Origin of the sequence: Nocardia sp. GCM10030253, assembly GCF_042675075.1 — a bacterium.
Taxonomy (GTDB): Bacteria; Actinomycetota; Actinomycetes; order Mycobacteriales; family Mycobacteriaceae; genus Nocardia.
On sequence record NZ_JBHTDL010000002.1, the window covers coordinates 68,541 to 94,815 of the forward strand.

The window sequence follows — 26,275 nt, forward strand, 5'->3', positions numbered from 1 at the left end:
GGCGACCCAAGGTCGGCGAAGGTTGGTCAGGACGCGGATGTTTTGGTGGTCGTCCTGGGTCCTCGTCGGCGCCGCCATGCCGGTGGTTCGCCCTCGGACACAAACACGTAGTCATCGGTCGGTCCGTCACACGATCGCCTGCCGACGGTAGCCGTGTCGATTACCCGCGAGGTAATGGCCGTGCCGACCGCGAGTTCGTAGGATTCGGGTGGTGACTACCCAGACTGCCGGTGACCTGCTGCGGCATTGGCGCCTCGAGCGCAGGCTCAGTCAGCTGGAACTGGCGGGACGCGCCGAGACCTCCACCCGGCACCTCAGCTTCATCGAGACCGGTCGCGCTACGCCGAGCCGCACGATGCTTGTGCATCTGTGTGAACAGCTGGAGGTTCCGCTGCGCGAACGCAATCGCTTGCTGCTGGCGGCGGGATACGCCCCGGTCTACGCCGAACCGGCCCTCGACACCCCCGCGATGGCGCCGGTGCGCGAGGCGATGCGGCAGATGCTCGTCGGGCTCGAGCCGTTCCCGGCGCTGGCGATCGATCAGAACTGGAACATGGTCGACGCCAACGCCGGTATCGCGCTGATGCTGCACGGTATCGACCCGGCGTTGCTCATCGCGCCCGCGAATGCCCTGCGATTGAGCCTGCACCCCGATGGGATGGCAAGCCGCATCGTCAACCTCGCCGAATGGCGCGGTCACCTGTTCGAGCGGTTGACGCGCCGGATCGAGCTCACCGGCTCGCCGGAACTGATCGAACTGCTCGAGGAGTTGCGCGGATATCCCGGCGGGGAGATCGAATTGTCCTTGCCGGAGCCCGACCAGGTGGTGGTGCCGCTGCGCCTGCGGCATGACAACCACGAGCTGTCGTTGATCAGCGCGACAACAGTGTTCGGCACCCCGATGAACGTCACCGTCGCCGAATTGGCCATCGAATCGTTCTATCCGGCCGACCAGGACACGAAGAAGCTGCTGGCGACGGCGCAATCGTGAGTGTCGCAGCGGATCTCGGTGAACTGCTCGGCGCGCCGGTCCGGGCGGTGACCGACCTAGGGGTGAGACATTCGTGGACGTTGCATCGCGCGATACTGGCCGACGGCCGTCACGTTTTCGCGAAGGTCGCCGACAATCATGCGGAGGTACTCACCGCGGAAGCGGCCGGTCTGGCTTGGTTGCGAGCCGGGGCACCAGGACTCGTACCTGAGGTGTTGGCGGTCGACGACCGCATGCTGGTGCTGCCGTGGTTGCCGGAGGCCCCCGCCACCCCCGCCGCCGCCGAACGTCTCGGCCGCGAACTCGCCGCGCTGCACGCGAATTCACCAGCGGCATTCGGTGCGCCATGGTCCGGCTGGATCGCCGATCTTCCTCTGGACAACACCACAGGTACCGGTCCATGGTCACGCTGGTACGCCGAACGCCGTATCGCCCCCTACCTCCCGCACGCCGCCCCGCATCTCGGCCCCGACGGAATCCGCCTGCTGGAGCGCGTCATCGAGAACATCGATGCCTTGGCCGGCCCGCTGGAACCACCCAGCCGCCTGCACGGCGACCTCTGGTCCGGCAACATCCTCTGGACCGCCGACCGCGCGATCCTCATCGACCCTGCAGCCCACGGCGGCCACCGCGAAACCGATTTGGCCATGCTCGCCCTCTTCGGTGCCCCCCACCTCGACCGAATCCGTGCCGCCTACCAAGAAACCCATCCGCTGTCCGACGGCTGGCGCACCCGAATCCCCTTGCACCAACTGCACCCACTACTTGTGCACGTCGTGCTATTCGGCAGCAGCTACAGCGACCGAACCATCACCGCCGCCACCGCCGTACTCGCGGCGTAACACACCCTCCCCAGCCATCCGCCGCGCATCGACGGTGCATTGAACGCGTGTTGGCATGCGGTGAATGGTGTCTCGTAACCCGTTCGGCTCACCCGTTCGTTCGCGCGATCACCTTCTCGGCGAACCGCGACAGATTGGCGATCTTGGTGTCCAGCGGCTCGGTGTCGACCTCGGTCGTGTACGGGTAGCGGAAGCCGACGATGACATCGGTAACGCCCTTGTCCTCCAGCCGTTTCACGCCGTCGACGGTGAACCCGTCGAGCGAGATGACGTGCACCTCGAAGTCCTCGCGGGTGCCGTACTCGGCGCGCAGCACGGTCAATCGATCCAGCAGCCGATCCAGTTCGGCCGGGTCACCGCCCGCGTGCATCCAGCCGTCGCCGCGCTGTGCCGCACGCCGCAGCGCGGGTTCGCTGTGCCCGCCGATCAGGATGGGCAGCGGGGCCCGCGGGACCGGATTGATCTTGATCGGTGCGATGTCGTAGAACTTGCCGTGGAACTCGAAGTAGCCGCCCGCGGTCAGCCCGCGCACGATGTCGATGCACTCGTCCATCCGTGCGCCCCGATGCTCGAACGGCACCCCCATCATGTCGAAATCGTCCGGCCACGGACTGATTCCGACGCCGAGCCCGAGCCGGTCACCGCTGAGCGCGGCGATGGAGGCGGCCTGTTTGGCGACGAGCACGGGCGGACGGATGGGCAGCTTCAGCACGAACGGTGTGAACCGCAGCGTTGTCGTCACCGCGGCCATGGCGGCGGTCACCACGAACGCCTCGACGAACGGCTTGTTCTCCAGGAACTCCCGGCTGCCGTCGGGCGTGTACGGGTATTTCGCGTCGGAGTCCTTCGGGTATGCGACGCTGTCGGCGACGACCATGGTCGTGTACCCGGCCTCCTCGGCCGCGCGGGCCAGCGGCACGTAATACGTGGGGTCGACCATCGTCTCGGCGTAGGTGAAGCGCATATCAGAGGTCCTTCGGTGCGGAGGTGTGTGGTACGTCCGCCTGTTCGGCGGGCGGTGTACTCGGGCGGGTGCCGTGCGCGGCATGAAGACCCGCGCGGCGGCCGAAATAGGAGCCCTCGCCCAGGCAGGTGCCACTGGAATAGCCGGAGCTGTCCTGTGCGATGTTCGAGGCGCAGGCACCCGCGGCATACAGCCCGCCGATCGGCGATCCGTCGGCGCGCAGCACCTGCCCGTCGACGGAGGTGGCCAGCCCGCCGAGAGTGAACCCGACATAGGTGGCCTTCGCGGGCGTGAGATCGAAGGCACCCCACGGGCCCTCGGTCAACGGCGTCAGCCAGTCGGGATGCTTACCGAACTCCGGATCGTGCCCCTCGGCCGCGGCGGCGTTGTAGGCCGACATCGTTCGCCGCAACGCGCCTACTGGGAGAGCGAGGGCGGATTCCATCGCGTCGACGGTGTCCCAGCCGTCGACGAACTTCACCATCGGCAGTTCCGGCCACACCATGTGGTTGGTGTCGACGATCAAATACGCCGTCGAATCCGGTTGCGCGACAACCGCGGCGGCGGTGCGGCCGTGATAGGAGTCCTCGGCGACGAATCGGCGCCCCGCCTTGTTCACGATGATGCCGTGCAATAGATCGGCGGGCGGATAGAACGATGCCGTCATGAACGCACCGTCCATGTGCGCGGTCGCGGCGCCCGCCGATTGCCCGAGCCGGATACCGAGGCCGTCGTCGGACGGGACACCCAGCGGCAGGAAGTGTTCGGCGAGCCGGGGCGTGTAGGCGGCGACCATGTCCCGGTTCATCACATAGCCGCCCGCCGCCAGCACCACCGTGCCCCCGGCCGCACCGTCGCGCCACCGCACACCGACGATGCGACCGGTGGGATCGGCAACCAATTGCTCGACCCTGGTCTCGTAGCGCACGGCGATGCCCAGTTCCCGGACCCGCTCGGTGAGTGCGGCCATCACCCGATGACCGCCGCGCTCGGCCGGCGCATTCACCTTGTGCCCACGCGGCGCGGGCGGCGCCTGATCGCGGTAGGGCCACACCTTTTCGTTGCCGGTCCACATCAGCCCTTCGGTGCCCGGCTGCACGACGGCCTTGCCGGGATAGAACGACCGCTCGAACTCGACGCCGTGCGCCTCGAGCCACTGGAAATGTGCGACGCTCCCGCGGCAGTAAGCATCGATCTTCGCCGGATCGGGTTTCGGGGTGACCGCTTCCAGGTACGCCGCCATCGCCTCGACGCTGTCGTCGTAGCCGGTGGCACGCTGCACCGGAGTGCCGCCGCCGAGATAGAAATGTCCGGCCGCGAGCGCCGACGCCCCGCCGGCTGCGCTGTTGCGTTCCAGGATCAGCACCCGCGCCCCGGCCTCCGCTGCGCTGATGGCGGCACAGGATCCGGCGATACCGAAGCCGACAACGATGACATCGGCGGTCTCGTCCCACCGGAGCTGGTCGCCGATCAACTCGGGTAGCTCGGTGCCGCGCACGATCACCTCGGCCGTCTCGTCCCACTCGGGCTCGTCGGCATCCAGCTCGGTGCCCACAGGGCGCCGTTCGGGGGAGCCCATCGGCAATCCTGCGCTCGAGCGAGCGTCGGCGCGGTCACCGCCTAGGTCCATGGGTTCGAATATCCTTCCGGGATCAGGTAATCGAACATCGCCCGCATGTCCGCGGATAGCCGCATCAGCTCGACATGCGAACCGAACGCCCCGCCGTCGAGGTAGGCGAACTCCATCCCGACGCCCTCGAACGAGCCCCTGGCGAGGATCTCGGAGCCCCTCGCCGTCGCCGCGGCCAGTGCGGCATCGAAGTCCTCAGGAACCCACGCGACATGATGCAGCCCGGGCCCGACGCGGTCGAGATGTTCGGAGTAGAGGCTCGTCCCGCTCCTCGGCTCGATCAGCTCCAACTGCTGCCCGCCCGCATAGCCCAGCGCCACGGTGATCGTGTACTCGGCGGGGGCGCCGCGCAGTTCGGTGGATTCCGGTCCGAAGCGCACATCCGGGATGGTGAGCCACTCCGCCACACCGTAGCGCTCGGTGAACTCCCGCTGCGCGCCCGCCATATCCCGGACCACCCAGCACAGCTGGAATATCGGCCCGTGCGCGATGCGGCGATCGGTACTTCCCACGCCATCAATTAATCACTGATGCTTAACATCGTCAATACTCGGGTTTAGTACAGTTCGGCTATGCCCATCGACGATTCGCGCGCGGCACTGCTCGACGCCGGGGAACGACTCATCGCCGAACGCGGTGTCGACGTCCCACTGCGCGACATCGCCACCGCGGCGGGCCAGCGCAACAACTCCGCGGTCCACTACTACTTCGACTCACGCACCGGCCTGATCGAAGCCATCGTCGAGCGCCGCATGAACTGGCTGGAAGAGCGCAGAATGCAGCTGCTGGCCGCACACGAGGACGACGGCACCGCACATGAGGTCCGCACCTTGGTCGCCATGCTCGCCGCACCGATGCTCGAACTGGTCGGCACCGACGGCGTCACCCACTACGGCCGATTCCTCGAAGTTGTCCGCGCCCACCCGGTGATCGCCGACGCCCGCCGCCTCGCGGGCGCCGACCGTGCCGCGGTCCGCATCATCGCCGCCCGCCTGGACGCCGCACTCCCACAACTGCCCGCCCGCCGACGCCGCCAACGCCTGGAAACGATGGCAACGGTCATGTTCGCCCTCATCGCCGACTACGAACGCGCACTGGAGTCCGGCGTGCGCACCGCGAGCCCGGACGCAGACACCGCCGAAATCATCGACATGATCGTCGCCATGCTCACCGTCCCCACGCGCGAACCGGCTCCCGCGGGCCGCGACCGATCGCGCTGATCCCCGCCCCTCAGTCCTGCGGCCCGTGCTCGACCTCGCCCGATTTCGAGGCCGCGTCCGCGGCGGCCATCCCGCAATCCTGGCGGCATCGCACGATCGGGTTTCTCCGCTCGGCATCCGAGTACTGGGTCGGGTCGGGGGCGATCTCGGCGATGGTGACGTGCCCGGTTTCCTCCCGTCAAGGCCGGATGGTCCTCGCGGCGGGGAAACCACATGGCGTGCTGATCCGGGCTCCTGTTCTCTCATCTCATCTTGTCTCGCTCTGTGAGCATCGGCGGCCGGACCGCCTGGTCGCGTCCCCGAAGGGGGTGACCGATCAGGGTGCGGCGGGGTTGAATGGAGAGGGCGCGTGATATCGCATCACCATCCGCACCGCCGCCGTGCAAGCGGTGTTGAGAGGGTGCCAGCTGTCCGCGGCGTCGATGAGGTGCTGCATGCGCGGTTCTCCGGAACTGTCTCTCAGGACTCGATGACTTCATGCAGAACCCCGAAGATCGCCAAGTCGTGGCGAGTCGGTGAATCGTTCGAGCGAGGAGAATCATGAATCCGCAAGAGGTGTTGCCGTTTCCGCCGACTCCGTCTGCGAGCACCGCCGGCAGAACGATGCAGGATTCGGTTTATGCGCAACGTGAAAAGCCGCGCCGCTTACCCGAGGATGTACCGAACATCCTGATCATCTTGGTCGACGACGCCGGCCCGGGTCTGCCGACCACCTTCGGCGGGGAGGTACGAACCGACACGCTGACCAAAATTTATGAGGAAGGCATCGGGTACAACCGTTTCCACACGACCGCGATGTGTTCGCCTACCCGGGCATCCTTGATGACCGGCCGTAACCATCATCGCATCGGCAACGGCCAGGTCGCGGAACTCGCCAACGACTGGGACGGGTACGCCGGGCAGATCCCCAAGAGCAGCGCACTCGGGGCCGAGGTCCTCAAGCAGTACGGCTATTCCACCGGCGCGTGGGGCAAGTGGCACAACACCCCTGCCATCGAAACCACCGCCGCCGGACCGTTCGACAACTGGCCGACCAGTATCGGTTTCGAGTACTTCTACGGCTTCCTCGCCGGTGAGGCCTCGCAGTACGAGCCGAACCTGGTCCGAAACACGACTATGGTGCTGCCCCCGAAGACACCCGAGGAGGGCTACCACCTCAGTGAGGACCTCGCCGACGACGCCATCGGCTGGCTGCACAGACACAAAGCCTTCGAACCCGACAAACCGTTCTTCATGTATTGGGCAAGCGGATGCCTGCACGCTCCGCACCACATCATGAAGCCGTGGGCCGACAAGTACGCCGGCAAGTTCGACGACGGCTGGGACGCCTACCGGGCGCGGACCCATCAGCGGGCCAGGGACCTGGGCTGGATTCCGGCCGACACCGAACTGACCCCGCGTGATCCGCGACTGGCGGCCTGGGACGACATCCCCGATGAGCAGAAACCGTTCCACCGACGGCTGATGGAGGTGGCTGCCGGCTTCGGCGAGCACGTCGACGTCCAGGTGGGTCGGCTGATCGATGAGGTCGAGCGCCTGGGATACGGCGAGAACACTTTGGTGTTCTACATCTGGGGTGACAACGGCTCCTCGGGTGAGGGACAGAACGGCACCATCAGCGAGATGCTCGCACAGAACGGCATACCGACCACGATCGACATGCACATTCGAGCGCTCGAAGAGATGGGCGGCTTGGACGTACTCGGTACACCGAAGGTCGAAAACCAGTACCACGCCGCTTGGGCGTGGGCGGGAAGCACACCGTACAAGGGGATGAAACTACTCGCCTCACACCTGGGCGGCACCCGCAACCCGATGGTCGTGCGCTGGCCGGCGAAGGTCAAGCCGGATCCCACGCCGCGGACCCAATTCCACCACTGCAACGACATCGTCCCCACCATCTACGAGGTCGTAGGTATCACGCCGCCGCTGGTGGTCAATGGTGTTCCGCAAATCCCGATCGACGGCGTCAGCATGGCCTATTCCTTCGATGACCCGGACGCGAAAGGCCGCCTCCGGACTCAGTACTTCGAGATCATGGGCAGCCGCGCGATCTATCACGACGGCTGGATGGCGTCGGCGTTCGGCCCGCGGGCGCCGTGGGTTCCCGGTGCGCCCCCCGGCATCAAGGAATGGACGCCTGATCAAGACCAGTGGGAGCTCTACCACCTCGACAAGGACTGGTCGCAGGCGCACGACCTCGCCGACCAGATGCCCGAGAAACTCGCCCAGCTCAAGGACACCTTCTCGATCGAAGCGGCCAAGAACAGCGTCTACCCGGTCGGCGGCGGCCTGTGGATTACCGTGCTTCATCCCGAGTTGCGGATTTCGACCCCGTATCGGGAATGGAACTTCACCGGCGACGTGATCCGGATGCCCGAGCCCTGCGCCCCGAGTCTGGGCAATCGGGCGAATCTGGTGACCATTGATGCGGACATCCCTGACCGCGCGAACGGCGTCCTCTACGCACTCGGCGGTGCCGGCGGCGGCCTGACCTGCTACGTCGACGATGGATTCCTGTGCTACGAGTACAACCTGTTCATCATCCAGCGCACCAAGATCCGCTCCGAACACCGACTCCCGACCGGTCCCACCACCATCGAGGTCAAGACGGTCTATGCGGGGGAGGCCAAACCAGCAGGCCCGCTCGACATCACGATGAGTGTCAAGGATGCGCCCTATGGCAGCGGGCAGGTGCCGATCAGTGCCCCGCTGCTCTTCACCGGCAACGACTGCCTCGACATCGGCACCTGCCTCGGAGGGTCGGTTTCCCTCGACTACTTCGACAAGGCGCCCTTCCCGTTCAACGGCCACATCGACAACGTCAACGTCCGCTATCTCTCGTAAACAGCAGACGCGCAATCTGCGGAAGCAGTCTGGGCGCGTCCAGGTTTCTCTCCCGCGCCCGCACTGTCGCCGACGTCCGCTCATCGGGGCACCACTGTGCGTAAACGCGGCGGGTCAGATGGGGCCTGGTGCGGTGTCTGCGCCATCTCGATCTGGGTGCGCAGCGCCACAGCGTCGAGGCGACCAGCGGCGCCGATGACGACGATCCGTGTGTGTGGCGTCCGCTCGCCCCATTGATCCTGTAGCGAGATGTCCACGCGCTTCCCGACCACCTGGAGCACCGCACGCCGCTCTGGCGCCTCCGACGTATAGATCAGGCCCTTGGCCCGATAGATGTCAGGCGGCAATTTTTGAACCACTTCGCGCAGCGCCTCCAGTGAGAGCGGCAGCTCGCTCTCGTAGCTCCAGACGCTGAATGTCGTCGACTGGTCGTGTGTGTGGTGGTCGTGACGACAGCATGGGTCGGTGCAGCCGGCGTCTGCGAGGGCGCGCACGTTGAGATCCGCTTGCGCCGGGTCGAAACGTCCGACCGAGAGCAGGATGTCCAGTGGCACGTCGCCGTGGCTGGCTTCGACGAGCCGGTAGCGATGAAAGCGGCTGTCAAGCCAGGCCCTGATCCGGTCGGTCTGGGCTCGATCCACCAGATCCATCTTGTTCAAGATGTTCATGTCGGCGAAGGCCATCTGACGGATCTTGAATTCCATCAACTCGGGGACCGCCAACAACTGCTCGGCGTCCACGACACACACGATGCTGTCCAACCGGATGCGGTCCCGGAAAAAGTCCGCACCGAAGGTCACCATGATGCCGGACGGATCGGCCACCCCACTGGCTTCGAGGAGGATGTACTCCGGCCGCTCAGGGCGGTTGATGGTCGCCATCGTCGTCTCGATGAGATCGTCGCGGATCGTGCAGCAGATGCAGCCGTTGGCCAGACTGATGACATCGGGTGCCACCCCGACGATCAGCTCGGCGTCGATGTTGATGGAGCCAAAGTCGTTGACCAGCACCGCCACTCGCAGTCCGTGGTCCCCGTTCAGGATCCGATTCAGCAGGGTCGTCTTCCCCGCGCCGAGGAAGCCGGTCAAAACCGTCACGGGAATGGGCACCGGCCCGGTGCCCAGGTCGTGGTCGATTGCGTCACAGTTCAACGGTTGCATCGGTTCCCCGGGCGAAGTTCATGTCCAGAATCCTGTCTGCGAGCTCGTGGCATGATCGTCAGCCGAGCTTCAGGGTGAAGTCCTTGGGGAAGTTGGGCGTCTGTTCCCGATACACGTCCGGTGGGTAGTAGACCCTCGGGTCGATCTCGGTATCGCGGGTGGCCTGCTCCTGGATCTCATCACGGTTGTACTCGGGGTTCGGGAAGGCGATCTCGGGCGGCCCCGCTGCAGTGGGGGATTTGAGCGCGAGGAGATCCTCCGGGCTCAGCAGCTGTGCCGGATCAGGTCGGGCAGGATTGGCCGCGTCGGGCAGCACGGCGTCCCGGACCCAGATCGCGTCCGTCGTGACGTTCACGACGGTCACGTCCAGGCCGAATTCGAACCACCCGTTGTAGTGCGTTCGGATGCCCGCGATGATTTCCGGTGCCGTCCCCCGGTCGTACTCGAGGTGGGTGGCCATCCCCAGCCGTGGTTTGAGCTGGTTGAGCAGGTATCCGACGGCGTACGGGACGGTGTGGGCGCTGTCGATTGTCGTGTTGCCGATGAGCTGAGGTATCCCCATGCGCGATTCCGAGAGACTTCCCAGGTCAGCCTGCACCTCGGTGACGAATACATCTACATCCTTGGAATGTTTCAGCGTCAATTTGTCCGGCCGGCCGTCGCCGGTCCACACGAAGGACAGACCGTTCCAGTCGAGGCGATAGGCGCTCGCCCCGTCCATGACGTGTGAGCGCGGCCAATGCCGAACTTGGACGCCATTCCTGTCGTAGCACAGGCCGTTCACGTCCTGCCAGTCGAACTCGTTGACCTCGACTTCATACCCGTCGCCCACCGCCGACGTTTTGAAGGATTTGGTGTGCCAGTGGGTCATCTGTTTCATGCCCTCGATCATGGACTTCGTGCCATCTTTCGGCGTTCGTCCCGACGGGCCGTGCACCCGCAACGGCTTCCAGCGCAGCAGCCAGGGGGCGAAGCAATAAAGGTAGGGCAAGTCCGCAAAATGGTCGACGTGCAGATGCGAGATGAAGATGTCGTTCACCGCCATGATCGGCACCTGCATAGCGACGATATTGCGGAGGCAGCCCGAGCCCAGGTCGAAGAAGAATCGATCCCCGTTGCCCAGTTCGACCATGATGCTGGTGCCGGCCTGGTCGCGGCGCGGCGGGAAGGGGCAGCTTCCCACGAAGGAGATCCGCATTTCGTCCGGGCCGAGCGTCTCGCCAACCGGGAAGTAGTTGCTCGCGTTCACCACGCTCGGGGTCGGCCGGAAATAGGGCGGCAGGCTGATCCCGCTGCCCGGTTGTCCCCCATAGGGGTTCTCGGCCATCGCCGGGCTGTCGCCGGATATTGGTTCGTCAGTTGAATTCACTACAGTCTCCTTGTCGGAGCTGAGTTCGAGCGGACGGGCAACTCGAGTGAAACCGCCGAAGCCGGGCGCCGTGATGGGCTCGGACTCGACACGAGACGAACATAATCGTCCCCGGGTCAGCGGGGTGCAATGGCGTCGGCGCGTGCGGCAACCGCCGATGAGCCGGCCGGATGGCGCCGATTCCCGGACACCCGGAGTGTGTGCCCGCACTCCAATCAGTCAATACCGACCACCCCGGCGCCGTGTGGGAAACGGTCCACATTCTTGCGAATAAGCTCGATCCTCACCGAGTTGAGCATTGATTCCACTCCTAGCGCGGCGATGCCGGCTCGCAGTCCGCTCCTGGCAAGCACCGCTGACAGAGTGGTCATGTCGTGGGGTGCGAGAGTCGTGTGAGGTACTCGTACACCTCGGCTTCGGCCATGATTGGTCTATGGCCGACGCCAGTGGCGAGGTGCGGTTCCGCCGACTGAAGACGCCGTGTGGTGGTGGGTGAGGCGCGGACCTTCGAGCAGGACCTGTTGTTCTCCTTCCAGCTGCTGTCCGACATCGCGCTGCGAGCACTCGATAAGAATGACCCAGCGTCGGCCGTCGAGGCCCTCGACTATCTGGAGGACTTACTCGGCTGGATTGCCTCCGCGCAGACTGGACCCCTGCGCGTCGCCGACCGCAGCGGGACAGTACATGTCGTGATCCACTACCCCGGGTGGGAGGATTTCGTGCGGACCGGGCTCGATAGTGTCATCGCCGCCGCGATGGACTTCCCCACGGTCCTCCTCCGCATCAAGGTGCTGCTCGAGCATGTGCGCAACCGCGCCCGGCCCGACCGTCACGACCTGCGATTTCGGATGCTGTGTCCGTCGGGCGTCGATTGCAGTCTCACAGAGCACCTAGCCGCCCCATAAGATCGTTGCTTTCGAGGGGTGCCCCCGGGGACCGCTCTATCCAGCGGTCAGCGGTAGCCCAGCCGCTGCCCGGGGATGTGGTGGGCGGCGAGATCGAGCATGTTCTCCGCATCCGACGCGGATGGCGGATATAGCCGGGCTCAAAGAGCCGTGAACGTACCGAACCCCGAGGAAAGAGTGACGGCGAGGCCGCCGGCAGTCGCGAGGGCGACGATCCGGCCCGCTCCGGTGAACACCGGTACCGGCGCCGGCGCGCAGTCGCAGGGCTGCTGCGCTGTTTCCCGATCTGCCACGTCGACCACACCGGATGCTCCGGTCGTCAGGTTCGACCACCGGATCCGAGCGTGGGAGTCGAGAATGCTGCTACCGCCGAACGGTCCGGCGTTGGCGACACCGAAGGTGGTTACTCCGGGTTCGTCGCCGACGGTCGCCGTCAAGTAGATGCTGAATTGCGTTGGAATACCCCATGATTGAGATATTTTCACCAGCGGGAGCTGGAACATGGCCGTCTGCGCGGCGTGGGCGACGGTGTGCTGCCCCAGCACCAACGCACTGACCATTGCACCGGCGAAACCCAGCTTGGCGCCCACACCGGCAGCCCGGCGAACCACGTTGTTCGTCACTAGCTCTCCTCACAGTCGATTCCGGCCTGCATCGATGCCGGCGACGCGATGACGATCGATGACATGATCGCCGGATCGGCGTTGCCGACAGCCGCATTCACGGGTGCTGCCTGTGCAGTCGACGAGGCGCCGTGAACGAGCACCCTGCCAAGTAAACAACCCGAGGTGCGATATTCACGGCACCGACCCGCCCAGACTCTCGATGAATCCTTATGCCGGAGTCGGCGCAGCACCCGAAGAAGAGTGGGCCTCGAACGAGATTCGTTGGTATTGCCGGTTCTTCGCGAACCGCTTGATGCTCGGTCGGCGTCACCATCTGGCGATCTCACCAGTGGGTATCCGGCCTCGGTGATATCGCGGCTCTCATTAGCATCGATGTGTCGAACAAATCGAGGAAATCCGAGGACCTGTGTTGACTACCGAACAACTTGACCGCTGGAACGCTCAGGAAGCCGCCGCGGAGGTGATGATTCCCATCATCGGCACGTTGTATCGGGGGAAGGGCGTGACGATCCTGCTCCACAGCCGGTCGCTGGTGAACAAGTCGGTGATCAGCATCCTGCGGACGCACCGCTTCGCGAGGCAGATCGGGGGCGAAGAGTTGTCGGTGGACGAAACCCTTCCCTTCCTGCAGGTGCTCAGCGAGCTGGATCTGGGGCCATGCAAGATCGATCTCGGTCAGTTGGTCATGACCTATCACGCCGACGATCGCGGACTGTCGATCCGCGAGTTCACCGCAGCGGTCCTGGCCGACGTGACCAACGGCAACAAGGCTCGGTCACAGGGCCCAAGGGATGTTGTCCTGTATGGCTTCGGCCGCATCGGTCGTCTGGTCACTCGTCTGCTCATCGAGAAGGTCGGATCCGGCAGCGGGCTGAACCTGCGTGCCGTGGTTGTGCGCAAAGGAGGCGACGACGATCTGGCCAAGCGTGCGTCGTTGCTTCGCAGGGATTCGGTGCACGGACACTTCAACGGCACGATCAAGGTCGATACCGACAATGACACGATCACCGCGAATGGGAACGTGATCAAGTTCATCTACAGCGATGATCCGACGACGATCGACTACACCGAGTACGGGATCAAGGACGCGATCCTGATCGACAACACAGGTAAGTGGCGTGATCGTGTCGGGCTGTCGCAGCATCTGCGCCCCGGCATCGCGAAGGTCGTTCTCACCGCACCCGGTAAGGGCGACGTTCCGAATATCGTGCACGGCGTCAACCACCGCAGCCTGGACCTGTCGCAGCAGATCTTCTCGTGCGCCTCGTGTACGACCAACGCGATTGTTCCGCCGCTCAAGGCCATGGATGACGAGTACGGCATCATCCGCGGTCATGTGGAGACGGTTCACTCGTTCACCAACGACCAGAACCTACTGGACAACTATCACAAGGCGGACCGCCGCGGTCGATCCGCGCCGTTCAATCTCGTGCTCACCGAAACCGGTGCCGCGTCCGCGGTCGCGAAGGCGATGCCGGATTTCAAGGCCAAGATCACCGGCAACTCGATTCGTGTTCCCACCCCCGACGTATCGGTCGCGATTCTGAACTTGCAGCTCGAGCGAGAGACGACGAAGAGCGAGGTGCTCGCGTATCTGCGTCAGGTGTCACTCGCCGGCCCGTTGAGTCGAAACCTCGATTACACCGCCGCCACGGACGTGGTTTCCAGCGATTTCATCGGATCGCGCGCAGCGTCGATCATCGATGCCAATGCCACGATCGTCGAGGGTGACACCACGATTCTGTATGTCTGGTACGACAACGAATTCGGCTACTCGTGCCAGGTGGTGCGGACGGTGCAGTACATCTCGGGCATCGAGTATCCGACCTACCCGCAGGTCGGCGCGCGGCTGGACCGCGCCGCCGACACTCCCGTACTGACTGCGACCGACGCGCGGTAACTCGCGCGGCCGCGAGCAGCCGAAATATCGGCCGGTACCCGAGCGCTGCGGGCCCCCTGCTCTCTCGGCAGGGTCCCTTCGTCGCGGGCGGCCCGATGATGAGCCGCCAAGCTTGGAACCGTCCGGGTCCCTATGCTCGAGGACATGGCGATCCAGCGGATGGACCACGTCGTCGACGACGACGAGGCTGCTACCGCGGTAGTCGGATCGGCATCCCTTCGTGGACAAGTCCGACGGGCAGTGCTCGTAGCGACGCGTGGTCGCCGAGTTGGACCAGTCGTGGATTGAAGTGTTCGTGTACGTAGGTGCGTCCACCGTCGGCGTCGTGGATGATGTACGACTTGAACGCGGACAGTGTCGGTTCGTCGCCGCCTTGCCATGGCGCCAATCCGCTGGACACTTGTGCTCGATATTGCGGTATCCGCTGTTGTCGGAGTTGTATGCCGAAGGGGATCGTGGTGTCGGGGTTGCCCATGCGGCGGCGGGCGATGTTGTCGGTGACGACGTGGTTGATGCTCACTACTTCGTGCTCGCTGGTCACCAGGCAGGATCGGCGTTCCAGCACGGGGGCGTCGGTGTCGAGTGCTAATGCTTCCCGGATCGTGTCCGAGAGAGATTCGGGCGCTGTATCGCCCTGGGTATCGACCCGGACGAACAGGGTTTCACCGGTGAGAGCTTCGAGCAGCACGGTGGTGGAGCCGTCGCAGGAGAGCAGCATTCGGACGGTCGGTCCCAGCTGCACGGTGTGTTGGTTCATGCGAATCCATCTATCTGGTCTGGGTGCGGTCAGGCCGCGACAATGCCCTTGGCTTCAAGGGAATCGGTGTGGTGACGGGATCGTCGAGAGGCTTGGATCAGCCGGTTGCCCGCGAATGAATCGCGGTCTGCTCATCGACCGGTGAAGGCGGGTGGTCTGTGCTCCAGCACAGCCGCGACAGCCTCTCGGTGATCATTGGTGTGGTGGGCGGCAGCCTGCATCGCCGCCGACAGCTCCAGGAGGCTTTCGAGGCTTTGCTGCTGGCCCTCGCGCAGTAGTCGCTTGGTCATCCGCAGCGCGTGCGGCGGGTTGGCGCACACCCGAGCGGCGAGCTGGTGGGCCGCGTCGAGGAGGTCTTCGGGTTCGACGACCTGGGAGACCAGGCCCCACTCGAGAGCGTTGTGTGCATCGATCGGTTCACCGGTGAAGGCCATCTGACAGGCCCGGGCCATACCGATCGCCCTCGGCAGCAACCAGGCGCCGCCGTCGCCGGGAATGAGGCCGACCTTGATGAAGCTCTCGGCGAATACCGCGGTGCTGGCGGCGATACGCATATCGCACAGTAGTGCCAGATCGCAGCCTGCGCCGATGGCCGGACCGTTGATGGCTGCGATCGTGGGGATTTCGCAGTGGTACAAGGCTTTCGGGATGCGCTGGATGCCGTGCCGGTACCCCTGGCGCAGCTCCGCCGGTGCGCCGCCGAACATTCCGGCCCGATCGCGCATGTCTTTGACGTTACCGCCGGAGGAGAACGCAGACCCCGCACCGGTGAGAATCGCCGCCCGCAGTGTGTGGTCCCGATTGGCCGCCGCCACTGCGTCCTCGAGGGCGGTGACGGTGTCGGCTTCGGATATCGGGTTGCGCGCCGCCGGGTTGTTCAGCGTCCAGACGGCGATGTCGCCGGTGCGGTCTATCAGGATCGGTTCACTCACCTGTGATCTCCAGTTGTCTTCTCTGACAATATGATTCGGACATCGAGCGGGACTGTTCCCGAGCTGGATGCGATGACCGGATTGAGATCGAGTTCGGATATCTCCGGGTGCGCGGCCACGAAATCACCGATGCGGACGAGGAATCGGGCCAGCTGGTGCCGGTTGACCGCGGGGAGATGGCGATAGCCGTCGAGCATGCGGGAGGCGATCGTCTCGTCGATCATTTCGAGGGCCTCGAGCTCGGTCAACGGGGCGGCCCGGAATGCGACATCCCGCAGCGCCTCGACCATCACCCCACCGCTGCCGAAAGCCACCACCGGACCGAAGATCGGATCGTGCGTGGCGCCGACGAGCAGTTCGACACCGGGATCGACCATCGGGGTGACGATCATCCCGTCGATGTGGGCACCGGGCATATGGGCACGGACGAAGTCGATGATCGCCTGAGTGTGTTCGGCCGCATCGGAGGCCACCACCCCGAGCCGGACCCCTCCGACGTCGGATTTGTGGATCACCTGTGGTGAAACAACCTTCAGAGCGCACGGCTGCCGGTAACCGGCGACGGCCGCGACCACTTCCTCGACCGTCGGTGCGAAGATCCAAGCGCCGACGCCGATTCCGGCGGCCGCAACCGCCCGCCGTGCGGTCGGCTCATCGAGAGGTCCCGAGCCTTGGATGGGCGGGGCGGGGGGCGGCAGTACGAGCGAGGAGCGTTGCGCGGTATCGGCCAGTTTGCGGCCACGCCGCTCCAGGGCTACCGCCACTCGCACGGCGTGGTCGATCGAGCTGAGCACCGGTACTCCGCCGGCCCGCAGGCGGTCGTGGTTGTCTATCTCGAGAGCGGCGTAGCAGCTCTGGATCAGCAAGGGGACACCGTGTTCGGCGGTGAGCGTGAGTAATATGCCGGCGGCGGCGTCCTCGATCCGGCGCAGCCCGGAGTCGAATCGGAGGTGGTAGCCACCGTAGAGGCCGATGATCAGTACGAGACCGACCTCGGGATCACGCATGAGGATATCGACGGCCACGGCGAACACGATGGGGTCGGTGTCGGTGGCGCCGGCCACGTCGACTGGATCGACCACGGTGGCGGCGCTGCCCAGCAGTTGTCGCAGTCGCCGCTGGGTCCGGTCGCCGAGCTCGGCCAGTTCGAGGCCGCTGGCGGCAAGCGCATCGGCGGCCAGCGTCGCGTGGCCACCGCCATCGCTGAGGATCGCGACTTTGCGACCCTGAGCGATCGGATTGCAGGTGGCGAGGGCACCGGCGACGACAGCGAGCTCGTCGGGGCGGTCGACCAACTCCACCCCCGCCTGCCGCAGCACTGCCGTTGCCACCGCGTCGGAGCCCGCGATCGAGCCGGTGTGGGACCGCGCGGCGCGGCGGCCGACTTCCGATCGTCCGCCACGCAGCGCGACAACCGGTTTGTCCGGCACGGCCTCGGCGGCGGCGACCAGAAACGACCGTCCGTCGACGAATCCCTCGGAATGGATCGCTACGACACCGGTGCCCGGATGGCGGGCGAGCTCGGTGAGGCATTCGTCGTAGCGGACGTCGGCCTGGTTTCCCAGCCCCACATAGGCGTGGAAACCGGGACCTCTGATTGCGCGATTGTCGTTGACCACCGAGAGCAGCATGTTCCCGCTCTGCGTGATCACACTGATCGGGCCGTGCGGAACATCCTGTAGGCCAACCAGATTCGCGCCCGAGGAAACGTTGATCAGGCCCGAGGTGTTGGGGCCGATGACACGAATGCCGGTCTCGGCAATCGCCGCAGCCAGTGCGGCGTCGAGTTCGGCGCCGGCTTCCCCGATCTCGCCGAATCCATTGGCGAGCACCACGGCTCCGGCGATGCCGGCGGCGGCGCACTGGCGCAGCGAGTCGGGGACAGCGGCGGCAGGCACAGCGATCAGCGCGACATCGATGCCGTACGGGAGTCGATCGATCGACGAACACACGTCGAGGCCGAGGATCTGCCCTGCGGTCGGGTTGACCGGGTGGATGGGATGCGCATAGCCGGCCTGCAGCAGGGTTCGAATGGCGTGGAACCCGCGCTTGGCCGCATTGGCGGACGCACCGACGATAGCGATGGAATGTGGGTCGAACAGCCGCTCGAGGGCGGTGCGCGCGGGCGTGTCGATGCTGGGCGTGTGCTCGTCGATGCTGGTCATACCTATTTCCCTTCGAAGATGGGGGTGCGGCGTTCGGCGAACGCGGCGACGCCCTCGGCCCAGTCGCTGGTTGCCATCAACTCGAGCAGCATTCGCGGCTCGGTGGTGAACGCGACATCGAGGGGGTCGTTGCGGCGCAGCGCGGCCTTCATCCGGGCCAGCGCGAGTGGCGCCTTCGCCGCGAGGGTTTCGGCGAGCTCGCAGGCCGACCCGAGCAGCAGATCCCCGGGCACCGTGGAATGGGCCAACCCCCATTCGAATGCCTGCCTGCCGGTGAATCGGTCTCCGAGGATCAGCAGGTCCATGGCCCGACGCAGGCCGACCAGACGCGGAAGCCGGGTGGTCACGCCGCCGCCGACGAAGGTGCCGATGCTCACCTCGGGGAAACCCATCTGCGCGTCCTCGGCCATGACCAGGAAGTCCGCGCTGACCGCCAGCTCCGCACCCGCACCGAGGGCGTAGCCGTTGACCGCCGCCACCACCGGCGTGTCCATCGTCTGGATCTGCTCGCAGGCGCGCTGGCCCAGGTCGATGTAGTCGGCCTGCTCGGTGGGGGTCCTCGTGCCGGACTTGTGCGCTTTCAGGTCGGCACCGACACAGAACGCCCGCCCGGCGCCGGTGAGGACGACACAGCGGATATCGGGATCGGAGTCGGCGGCAACCAGTTCGTCGATCAGCGTTCGATACAACTCTTCGCTGACCGCGTTGAGCCGTTCGGGGCGGTGCAGCACAAGTGTTGCGGTGGAACCGGATCTGCTCACCAGCACGGTGGACATGGGCCTCACTCCTTGTTGGTCGGTGCCTGAAATGCTTTGTGGAGCAGGAGGATCGGCCAATCGGTCCGCCTCGCGATCCGCTGCCGTGGTGCATGCGATCGTCGCACGATGCCATCAGAATTGCAACGCGAAACATATTTGCAAACGCCATTGCATAAGCTCGGTCGGCGGTGTTTCATGACTCACTACCAGTCGTCGGGTCACAGCCCACGGGTCCATGGAAGAAGGCATCGTGCCCACCACGGGAAATTTGAAGCACAGCATCAACACTCGCCAGCTGACGATGATCGGAATCGGCGGAGTTATCGGCGCCGGGTTGTTCGTCGGCAGCGGTGAGGCGATCTCCGCGGCAGGGCCGGGCATCGTCCTCGTCTACCTACTCACCGGCCTCGTCATCATCCTGGTGATGCGCATGCTCGCCGAACTGGCCACCGCCAGCCCCGAGACTGGATCGTTCTCGAGCTACGCCTCCCGAGAACTAGGTTCTTGGGCCGGGCTGTCGGTCGGATGGGTGTACGCCTACCACTGGTGTGTCACAGTCGCTTTCGAGGCCGTCGCTGGTGCGGCGATCGCCGATCAACTGCTGCCGTCGGTGCCGACCTGGCTGTATTCGCTGATTTTCATGAGCGCCCTGACCGGTGTGAACCTCGCGGCAGTGACCTCCTTCGCGCGTTTCGAGTTCTGGTTCGCCATGATCAAGGTGATCGCGATCGTGGCCTTCATCGGAATCGGCATCGCGGCGTTGTGCGGCTTGTTCCCGCACTACGACACGCCAGGAACGGCGAATCTGCTAGGGCACGGTGGCCTGTTCCCGAATGGATTCACACCATTGTTCGTGGCGTCGTTGACGGTTTTCTTCTCCTACTTCGGCACCGAATTGGTGACGATCGCCGCAGGTGAGGCAAAAGATCCAGTCAGCGCGGTGCGCGTGAGCATGCGCAGCGTCGCCGGACGCATTCTGATCTTCTACGTCGGCTCCATATTCGTAGTCGTCACGCTCTTGCCTTGGAACGCAACGCAAGTCACCCACAGCCCTTACACCGCGGTGCTGAACCTGCTGGGAGTTCCCGGTGCGCAGACCATCATGAATCTGGTCGTGCTCACCGCGGTGTTGTCGTGCCTGAACTCGGGTCTCTACTCGTCCTCACGCATGCTGTTCGCACTCTCGCGCCGCGGTGAAGCCCCCCGCTGGCTGGGCACGACGGCCCCCTCCGGGGTACCCGTCGCCGGTGTTCTTGCCGCTTCGAGTGTGGGATTCCTTGCGGTGGTGGCGAATTACTTCGTGCCCACCGGAGCGGTTTTCACCTTCCTGCTCAGTTCCTCCGGCGCGATCGCGGTTGTGGTCTACCTGTGTATCTGCGCCACCCAGATCGCCGGACGCCGAAACAAAACCGTTGCGCAGATCACCGACCTGCCGGTGAAAATGTGGGGCTCCCCCTACCTGTCCTATGTGGTGGGAGCCATCCTGCTGGCCATCGTCGGCGCGATGGCGCTGACCCCCGGCACCCGGACTCCGCTGGCGCTGACGCTGGTTGTTACCGCTGCTGCCGTCACCGCAGGCCTGATTCATCAGCGTCGAAGGGTCGCGGCACAGCTGGCATCGGCCGAGTAGAGGCTCCGCCTGCGCTATTCGCTGGGCGTATCGGCGTAGGTACCGAACTCGGCCAACAGTCTTTCCTCGTCGAGCAGTGTCGGACGCACCTGATGCCCCAGGAGGTGTGCGACCGCACCCGTCATCGCTTGGACGAGGGAGGTGAAGGCAGTCATCGATCGCAGCACGCTCGCGCTGGACGCCTCGATATAGAACGTGTCGTGCGCTGACATCGCGAGCGGTGAGACGGCGGTATCGGTCAGTGCGATGACGTGGGCGCCGCGCTGCCGAGCCCACTGCGCAGCGCGCACGGTGTCGAGGCTGTAGCGATGGATCGATATCGCCACGAAGCAATCGCCCGCATGGACCCGGCGCAGTTCATCGGTCAGGGATCCCGCGCTGGCATTGATCGTCGCCACGTCCTCGCGCAGCATGCCGAGCAGATAGCTCAGCAGATACGCCGGAGCGTGACATTTGCGCAGACCCATCACGTGTACCCGGGGCGCTCGGGCCAGCCGATCGACGACCGACTCCCACATCACGTCGTCGATGCGCGCAAATGTCCGGGCGATATTCGCTTGGTCCAGCCCCACCGTCTGTTCGAGCAGCCCGGCGCCGTCGGCTACGAGGTGCTCGAGATTGTCGAAGCGGCGCAACAGTTGCGCTTGCTCCTGCAACCGTTCGCGACACAACCGCGTGAGCCCGGGGTACCCCTTCAAACCCAGACCGTTGGCAAAGCGCACGACAGTGGCCTCATTGACCCCGACCGCACCCGCCAGCTCGGAAACGGTCATGAACGCCACCGCTTCAGGATCCGACAGCACTCGCTGAGCCAGCTTCTTGTGCGAAGTGGACAGCGAATCCATCCGGCTGCGGATTTCGACCACCAACTCGTCGAAGCTCGCAGGACCCGATGTAACCTGCGCGTTCGTGTCCACCGAGCCTCCTCCTGGTCCACCCCTCGCCGACTACCTCGTAACGGCGACACTCTGCCAATCTAGCCGATTCCGCCGGTAGCGCAGTCACCCGAACAGGCTCGCGTCGAGGCACCCGCCGTGACCGAGCGGCCTGCCGCGAGCAGCGAGATGTCCGGACCCGCGGATGGATGTGGTTGAGTTGATACATGCCGATCACCTTGCTGCGCCGCGTCTTCGCGACCGCGTACCCGGTTGTCGGGACAATGTCGGTGGTGGCCGCTTCGGCGGACTCCGGCCAAGAGGTCCACGGTGGCCGTGCACAGTAAAGAGTTCTTCCGGATCGTCGACACACTCGTCGACGTGCAGCGCGCCAAAGGCGACAAATACACCACTTTCAGTGTGCGCGGCAAGCGGTTCGGCTACTACTGGCCGCGGACCGAGACCGTCGGCTTGAAGCAAACCCTGTCCGAACAACTGGCATTGGTGTCCGAAAGGCCCGAGGTATTCGAAATACAGTTCACCGCAGGCGGGTTCGGTTGGGTGGTTGTCCACCTCGCAGGCATCGAGGTCGACGAGTTGTCCGAATTGGTCTTCGAGGCATGGCGGTTGTCCGCCCCCGAGGAACTGCTCGCCGAAGTCCCCGACTTGGCACAGTCGACACCCCCATCCACGGACTCGATGAGCGCACCCTGAGCGACGCCCGCAGTCCGGCTCGGACCTGCGCTACAACGGCCGAGCACACGAACGGGAGCGGCTGAAAGAGCACCGCCTCCTGATCGTCAGACCCGGGTTGCCAGATAGATCGTGCTCGCTGACCGGGAACGGGTGAGCGGATTGTCGAAGCTCACCCGCTCTGCCACGACATCGGTGAAGACGCTGTCGAGGACAGCGAGGAACTCGGCGTCGGGAGCATCGTCGGACCACATCGCGAAGGTGCCGCCGGGGGACAGGAACACAGACACGGCAAGCAACCCGTCGCGGGTGTAAAAGGTCGCGTGCGGGTCATGCAGCAGGTGACGTGGCGAATGGTCGATATCGAGCAAGATCGCGTCATACGTTCGGCCGGGCCGCTGCGGATCGAACCCGACCGAGCCCGAAGCGGCGGCGAAGAAATCTGCACACACCAGCGCAACGCGACCGTCCGCGGCCAGCCCGGCCGTGTCGGGCAGCAGACCCCGTACCTGCCAATCGATGACCGCTTCGGAGTATTCGATCACGGTGAGCGTACGAATCCTCCCGTCCTCCAACGCTTCCCGCGCGGTATAACCCAGACCGAGCCCGCCAACGACCACATCCAAACCCGCACCCGGCGTACGCGCCAGCCCCCGCCGCGCCAACTCCCGCTCCGCGACGGTGAACAGACTCGACATGAGGTACTCATCCCCGAGCTTGACCTCGTAGACGTCGGCGCGCACCGTCGGATCGAATCGCCGCCGCAGACTGACCTCACCCATCGGCGTCTGCTGCCAGCCCAGTTCCTCGAAGTGTGCGCTCATCGCAGTGACGATAGCCCCAGACTCGACGATGAGCTGGTAGGTGCCGTAGACCGAAGTCGCTGGACAAAGCAGTGGACGGACGATCTCCACTCGCGCTGTGCGACGTGCGATCAGCTCTCGCGCGACCGCCGTGCCAATTCGACCGTAGCCGCCCGCAACCCGTCGATCGAATCCAGCGGCGTCAGGTAACCCACCCGAGTACGTGCCACCCCGCGCGGCGTGACGACCCGCAGATCCAACCCATATCTGTCGGCGCGCTCACAGCTCGCCGCCGTCGAATCCGGATACCCGCCGAGCACCCGCGCCATAGACAGCAGCGCATCGGCGTGATCGTCGTTGAGATGCGTAATCGCCGCGGCGGCAACCGGTATGACCGGGTCCGGCGCGGCAGCGGCATACTGCTCGGCCGTCGCCGAATCCATCCGCCCATACCCACCGACCCACCGAATCCGCTGCACCCGCAACACCCACACCGCGAAATCGCTGTAATCGATGTAGTACCTCGCCGCCGGCACCGCCGCCAGATGCGCCCGCCGCGCAGCCTCGGCCTCCGCGCCGACAGGCTGCTCGACGACACCGGCCAGAGTAATCCGGGTACCCGCCAACGGGTCGGCGGGCGGATTCGGCTCCACCACCGCGATGCTGGCCCGTGGATCGGCAGCCAGATTGCGGCCGTGCTCCGCCATCCTGGACACACACAACACCGGCTGCCCATCCAGCAAGCCATAGGTGACGAACGACGCCCACGGCGACCCGTCCGCACTCAGGCTGGCCAAGGTTGCCGTATTCGTCGCCGCCGCAACAGTTCTGGCCTCCTCCGCCGCGGAGGGTCGTGCGGAATTCACCACCGGCGCGGTCGGCTGCGGAATCGAAGGCGCGTCGCCGGGATCACCGTGATCGAGAGTCATGCTCCTCAGCGTGCCATGGAGAAACGCCGCTCAGAGCAGAGGGATGGACTGGATTGCGCGCGCGCAACCACGCCGAATCAGCAAGACTTGCGGATGTGACCCGATATGCATTCGACGCAGACCGCAACGCGCTAGTCGCCATCTGGGCGACCGGACGCGGCGATCTCGCGGCGACGGTGGCCGTACTGCCACCGATAAGCCCAGACCAGGCAACAAGTTTGGCGTCGAATCTGACCACCCTGTCCCGGTTCCAATGGCGCACCTACACACACCCGGCCAGCGCCGCGGGGGATCCCGACATCCCCAACAGCGAGGCTTGGCGCCGCGCAGAGGAACGCAGAAACTTCAAGGAAGTCGACGCCGCCATCCGCACGCCGAACCTGCCGACCGACCATGGCCTCATCGTCTCCTACAGCGGCGTCGTAGAGTCCGCGCACCGCGTCGGACGCACCCTGCACAGCATCGACGACCTCGACCTGCACGGCACCATCCTCGCCGAGGTCGCCACCGAACAAGCCGCCATCGAATCCGCGGAACTGGGCGACCTCTCCGGTCGCGCACGCCAAGCCGTCGAGCTGTCCCGACCGGATGTCTCACCCGCCCAAGTGCAAGCCGCCGACGAACTGCTGCGCGCCGACCCACTCGGCTCCATCGAACTGTTCACCGAACTCGACCCCGCCTCCGCCGCGGTCGCGGCCGCCCACTGGCTCGACGCCGCCGCGGAAGTAGCGGGCGAACTGGCAGGCGTGCCGACCGTCGACGTGGTCGTCGAGGCCGACGACATCGAAGCCCTGCAAGTGGAAACCCCAACCCTGGTACTGGAACGCCTCGGCGCAGGCGAGACACCGACCGATATCGTGGTCGACCTGATCGCGGAAGCCATGTCGGTCTCGGAAGGGCACGTACCCGCACCGTGGGCCGTCGTCGGCCGAGTGGCCGAAATCGAAGAGCAGGCCCGCAAATTCGACCTCGACAGCGACACCCGCGAAGCCCTGCTCGCCGAATTCCGCATCAGCCGCCTCGACCCGGTCCGCCCCGCCCTCGACCTCCTGGAAGACATCCTCGACGGCATCCGCGGCTGCCTGCTCCTCTACACAGCCCACAGCACCGGTGACCCCGACGACATCGAAGCCCAATTCGCCGCCGACGTCCGCGGCGAAGCCGACGCCCATCCCGAACAACTGTTCTGACTTGCCTGCCCGGACACTGTCGCAGCACATCCGCACGAACCCGTGCGATGAGCCGGAGAGTGTCCGGGCAGCCCGCTCGACTGTGGTCAGCATCGCTGACCGGTAAGCCATCGACGCAAGCCGGCATAGACACCGTCGTTCGCGACGGAAACCCTTGCCGCCCTGGTGTATACCGATGTTCCCGAACGACCCGAGCGCCTGTGTCCCAACACGTACCGTGAGAATATGGAACCGGTACTTGTCACAGGCGCGGCCGGCGGCATCCAAGGATCGACCGGACGCCGCGTCGTCGGACTGCTCCTCGAACGCGGACTCACAGTGCGCGCACTGGTCCGCACCGACGACGAACGCGCCGCCGTACTGCGCGGATTCGGCGCCGAGGTCGTCATCGGCGACCTGCGCGATATCGCCTCGATGCGCGCCGCACTACAGGGCATCCGCTCGGCCTACTTCACCTATCCGGTCATCGACGGCCTCATCGACGCCGCAGGCACCTTCGCGGCCGCCGCCCACGAAGCAGGCGTCGAACGCGTAGTAGCCGTATCCCAACTCGCGGCGGGCCCTCAGGCAGGCACACCACGGATGCGACAGCACTGGGTGGCAGAACAGATCCTCGACTGGGCCGGAATCGGCGCAATCCACCTGCGCGCAGCGGTCTTCTTCGAAAACCTCGCGCTACTCGCCACGGCGGCCGACAACCACACCCTCGCCATGCCGATGGGCCCACCCGAGACGGTGCTGCCGCTGATCGCCGCTGACGACGTGGCACGGGTCGCGGCGGGTCTACTCGCGGACCCCAGCACCACTGCCGACCCGATACTCCTGCTGACCGGCGAAGTCATGTCCATCGCCGAGGCCGCCCACACACTCGGCACTACCTACACCGACCTTCCGCCCGACCAATGGCACCAATGGGCACTGGAGTTCTACGGCTCCGCCCACGCCGCCGAACACCTGTCGAAGCTGTGGGAGATCTTCCGCATCCTCGGCGAAGGCACCGGCCTGTACCAAGTCACCGAAGCAATCGAACAGCTCGGCGGTCATCGGCCGACCACCCTCGCCGACTTCGCAGCCACCCGGACCTGACCG

The 26,275-nt window shown here is 65.3% G+C and carries 23 protein-coding genes; 10 read left to right on the forward strand and 13 right to left on the reverse strand.

Annotated elements, in window-relative coordinates; translation table 11 throughout:
- The first annotated feature begins 211 nt into the window (after positions 1-211).
- Together ACFQZZ_RS00760 and ACFQZZ_RS00765 are read left to right on the forward strand one after the other, a co-directional pair.
- Positions 212-991 carry a helix-turn-helix domain-containing protein gene (locus ACFQZZ_RS00760; protein WP_378672305.1) on the forward strand — a complete coding sequence of 260 codons (780 nt, stop codon included), beginning with the start codon at positions 212-214 and terminating at the stop codon, positions 989-991.
- Positions 988-1,833, forward strand: coding sequence for a fructosamine kinase family protein (locus ACFQZZ_RS00765; RefSeq protein ID WP_378672307.1), 846 nt, complete (start codon positions 988-990; stop codon positions 1,831-1,833). Before ACFQZZ_RS00760 ends, ACFQZZ_RS00765 begins: the two co-directional genes overlap by 4 nt.
- An 88-nt stretch (positions 1,834-1,921) precedes the next feature.
- On the opposite strand, the gene ACFQZZ_RS00770 is transcribed toward ACFQZZ_RS00765, so the two are convergent.
- Genes ACFQZZ_RS00770 through ACFQZZ_RS00780 form a run of 3 tightly spaced genes read right to left on the reverse strand, consistent with a single transcriptional unit; the run spans position 1,922 to position 4,939 of the window.
- Positions 1,922-2,797: a TIGR03619 family F420-dependent LLM class oxidoreductase gene (locus tag ACFQZZ_RS00770; protein WP_378672309.1), complete on the reverse strand. Its 876-nt coding sequence runs from the start codon at positions 2,795-2,797 to the stop codon at positions 1,922-1,924.
- A 1-nt stretch (position 2,798) separates the two neighbouring features.
- Positions 2,799-4,376, reverse strand: coding sequence for an FAD-binding protein (locus tag ACFQZZ_RS00775; protein ID WP_378672311.1), 1,578 nt, complete (start codon positions 4,374-4,376; stop codon positions 2,799-2,801).
- 41 nt (positions 4,377-4,417) lie between these two features.
- Positions 4,418-4,939 carry a VOC family protein gene (locus ACFQZZ_RS00780; RefSeq protein WP_378672313.1) on the reverse strand — a complete coding sequence of 174 codons (522 nt, stop codon included), beginning with the start codon at positions 4,937-4,939 and terminating at the stop codon, positions 4,418-4,420.
- Between the two features lie 60 nt (positions 4,940-4,999).
- On the opposite strand from ACFQZZ_RS00780, the gene ACFQZZ_RS00785 reads away from it, so the two are divergent.
- The gene (locus tag ACFQZZ_RS00785; protein WP_378672316.1) at positions 5,000-5,647 is read left to right on the forward strand and encodes a helix-turn-helix domain-containing protein; all 648 of its coding nucleotides are present in this window, start codon (positions 5,000-5,002) and stop codon (positions 5,645-5,647) included.
- Between the two features lie 540 nt (positions 5,648-6,187).
- Complete coding sequence (locus ACFQZZ_RS00790) at positions 6,188-8,494, forward strand: arylsulfatase (protein ID WP_378672319.1); 2,307 nt, start codon at positions 6,188-6,190, stop codon at positions 8,492-8,494.
- Positions 8,495-8,574: 80 nt separating this feature from the next.
- Here the strand turns inward: ACFQZZ_RS00790 and ACFQZZ_RS00795 are convergent, their stop codons facing one another.
- Complete coding sequence (locus ACFQZZ_RS00795; RefSeq protein ID WP_378672322.1) at positions 8,575-9,591, reverse strand: CobW family GTP-binding protein; 1,017 nt, start codon at positions 9,589-9,591, stop codon at positions 8,575-8,577.
- Between the two features lie 121 nt (positions 9,592-9,712).
- Positions 9,713-10,981: a guanitoxin biosynthesis MBL fold metallo-hydrolase GntH gene (gene gntH, locus ACFQZZ_RS00800; RefSeq protein WP_378672325.1), complete on the reverse strand. Its 1,269-nt coding sequence runs from the start codon at positions 10,979-10,981 to the stop codon at positions 9,713-9,715.
- 530 nt (positions 10,982-11,511) lie between these two features.
- Here gntH and ACFQZZ_RS00805 point away from each other — a divergent pair.
- A complete protein-coding gene (locus tag ACFQZZ_RS00805) occupies positions 11,512-11,928 on the forward strand; it encodes a DUF2254 family protein (protein WP_378672328.1) in 417 nt (138 codons plus the stop codon).
- Positions 11,929-12,068: 140 nt separating this feature from the next.
- Here ACFQZZ_RS00805 and ACFQZZ_RS00810 read toward each other — a convergent pair whose 3' ends face one another.
- A complete protein-coding gene (locus ACFQZZ_RS00810; RefSeq protein ID WP_378672331.1) occupies positions 12,069-12,551 on the reverse strand; it encodes a hypothetical protein in 483 nt (160 codons plus the stop codon).
- Positions 12,552-12,963: 412 nt separating this feature from the next.
- Between ACFQZZ_RS00810 and ACFQZZ_RS00815 the strand changes: the two genes are divergently transcribed.
- Positions 12,964-14,454, forward strand: a complete 1,491-nt coding sequence (locus ACFQZZ_RS00815) for a glyceraldehyde-3-phosphate dehydrogenase (protein WP_378672334.1) — start codon at positions 12,964-12,966, stop codon at positions 14,452-14,454.
- A 190-nt stretch (positions 14,455-14,644) separates the two neighbouring features.
- On the opposite strand, the gene ACFQZZ_RS00820 is transcribed toward ACFQZZ_RS00815, so the two are convergent.
- The 4 genes from ACFQZZ_RS00820 to ACFQZZ_RS00835 form a co-directional block, all read right to left on the reverse strand.
- Entirely contained in the window at positions 14,645-15,211 is a 567-nt protein-coding gene (locus ACFQZZ_RS00820) for a hypothetical protein (RefSeq protein WP_378672337.1), read from the reverse strand.
- A 131-nt stretch (positions 15,212-15,342) separates the two neighbouring features.
- Positions 15,343-16,143: a crotonase/enoyl-CoA hydratase family protein gene (locus ACFQZZ_RS00825; RefSeq protein ID WP_378672340.1), complete on the reverse strand. Its 801-nt coding sequence runs from the start codon at positions 16,141-16,143 to the stop codon at positions 15,343-15,345.
- Entirely contained in the window at positions 16,140-18,308 is a 2,169-nt protein-coding gene (locus ACFQZZ_RS00830; RefSeq protein WP_378672343.1) for an acetate--CoA ligase family protein, read from the reverse strand. The genes ACFQZZ_RS00825 and ACFQZZ_RS00830 overlap by 4 nt, the downstream gene beginning before the upstream one ends.
- Before the next feature lie 2 nt (positions 18,309-18,310).
- The gene (locus ACFQZZ_RS00835; protein ID WP_378672345.1) at positions 18,311-19,084 is read right to left on the reverse strand and encodes an enoyl-CoA hydratase/isomerase family protein; all 774 of its coding nucleotides are present in this window, start codon (positions 19,082-19,084) and stop codon (positions 18,311-18,313) included.
- A 232-nt stretch (positions 19,085-19,316) separates the two neighbouring features.
- Between ACFQZZ_RS00835 and ACFQZZ_RS00840 the strand changes: the two genes are divergently transcribed.
- Positions 19,317-20,696: an amino acid permease gene (locus ACFQZZ_RS00840; protein WP_378672348.1), complete on the forward strand. Its 1,380-nt coding sequence runs from the start codon at positions 19,317-19,319 to the stop codon at positions 20,694-20,696.
- 14 nt (positions 20,697-20,710) lie between these two features.
- On the opposite strand, the gene ACFQZZ_RS00845 is transcribed toward ACFQZZ_RS00840, so the two are convergent.
- Positions 20,711-21,613: a MurR/RpiR family transcriptional regulator gene (locus tag ACFQZZ_RS00845; protein WP_378672351.1), complete on the reverse strand. Its 903-nt coding sequence runs from the start codon at positions 21,611-21,613 to the stop codon at positions 20,711-20,713.
- A gap of 288 nt (positions 21,614-21,901) precedes the next feature.
- Here ACFQZZ_RS00845 and ACFQZZ_RS00850 point away from each other — a divergent pair, with 288 nt between their 5' ends.
- Positions 21,902-22,285 carry an MmcQ/YjbR family DNA-binding protein gene (locus ACFQZZ_RS00850; RefSeq protein ID WP_378672354.1) on the forward strand — a complete coding sequence of 128 codons (384 nt, stop codon included), beginning with the start codon at positions 21,902-21,904 and terminating at the stop codon, positions 22,283-22,285.
- An 86-nt stretch (positions 22,286-22,371) separates the two neighbouring features.
- On the opposite strand, the gene ACFQZZ_RS00855 is transcribed toward ACFQZZ_RS00850, so the two are convergent.
- Together ACFQZZ_RS00855 and ACFQZZ_RS00860 are read right to left on the reverse strand one after the other, a co-directional pair.
- On the reverse strand, positions 22,372-23,088 hold the full coding sequence (locus ACFQZZ_RS00855) for a spermidine synthase (protein ID WP_378672357.1): 717 nt from the start codon (positions 23,086-23,088) through the stop codon (positions 22,372-22,374).
- A gap of 110 nt (positions 23,089-23,198) precedes the next feature.
- Entirely contained in the window at positions 23,199-23,996 is a 798-nt protein-coding gene (locus ACFQZZ_RS00860; protein ID WP_378672360.1) for a HugZ family protein, read from the reverse strand.
- Positions 23,997-24,091: 95 nt separating this feature from the next.
- Between ACFQZZ_RS00860 and ACFQZZ_RS00865 the strand changes: the two genes are divergently transcribed.
- On the forward strand, positions 24,092-25,186 hold the full coding sequence (locus ACFQZZ_RS00865; protein WP_378672363.1) for a hypothetical protein: 1,095 nt from the start codon (positions 24,092-24,094) through the stop codon (positions 25,184-25,186).
- A gap of 225 nt (positions 25,187-25,411) precedes the next feature.
- Positions 25,412-26,272, forward strand: coding sequence for an SDR family NAD(P)-dependent oxidoreductase (locus ACFQZZ_RS00870; RefSeq protein WP_378672366.1), 861 nt, complete (start codon positions 25,412-25,414; stop codon positions 26,270-26,272).
- The last annotated feature ends 3 nt before the right edge of the window (positions 26,273-26,275 follow it).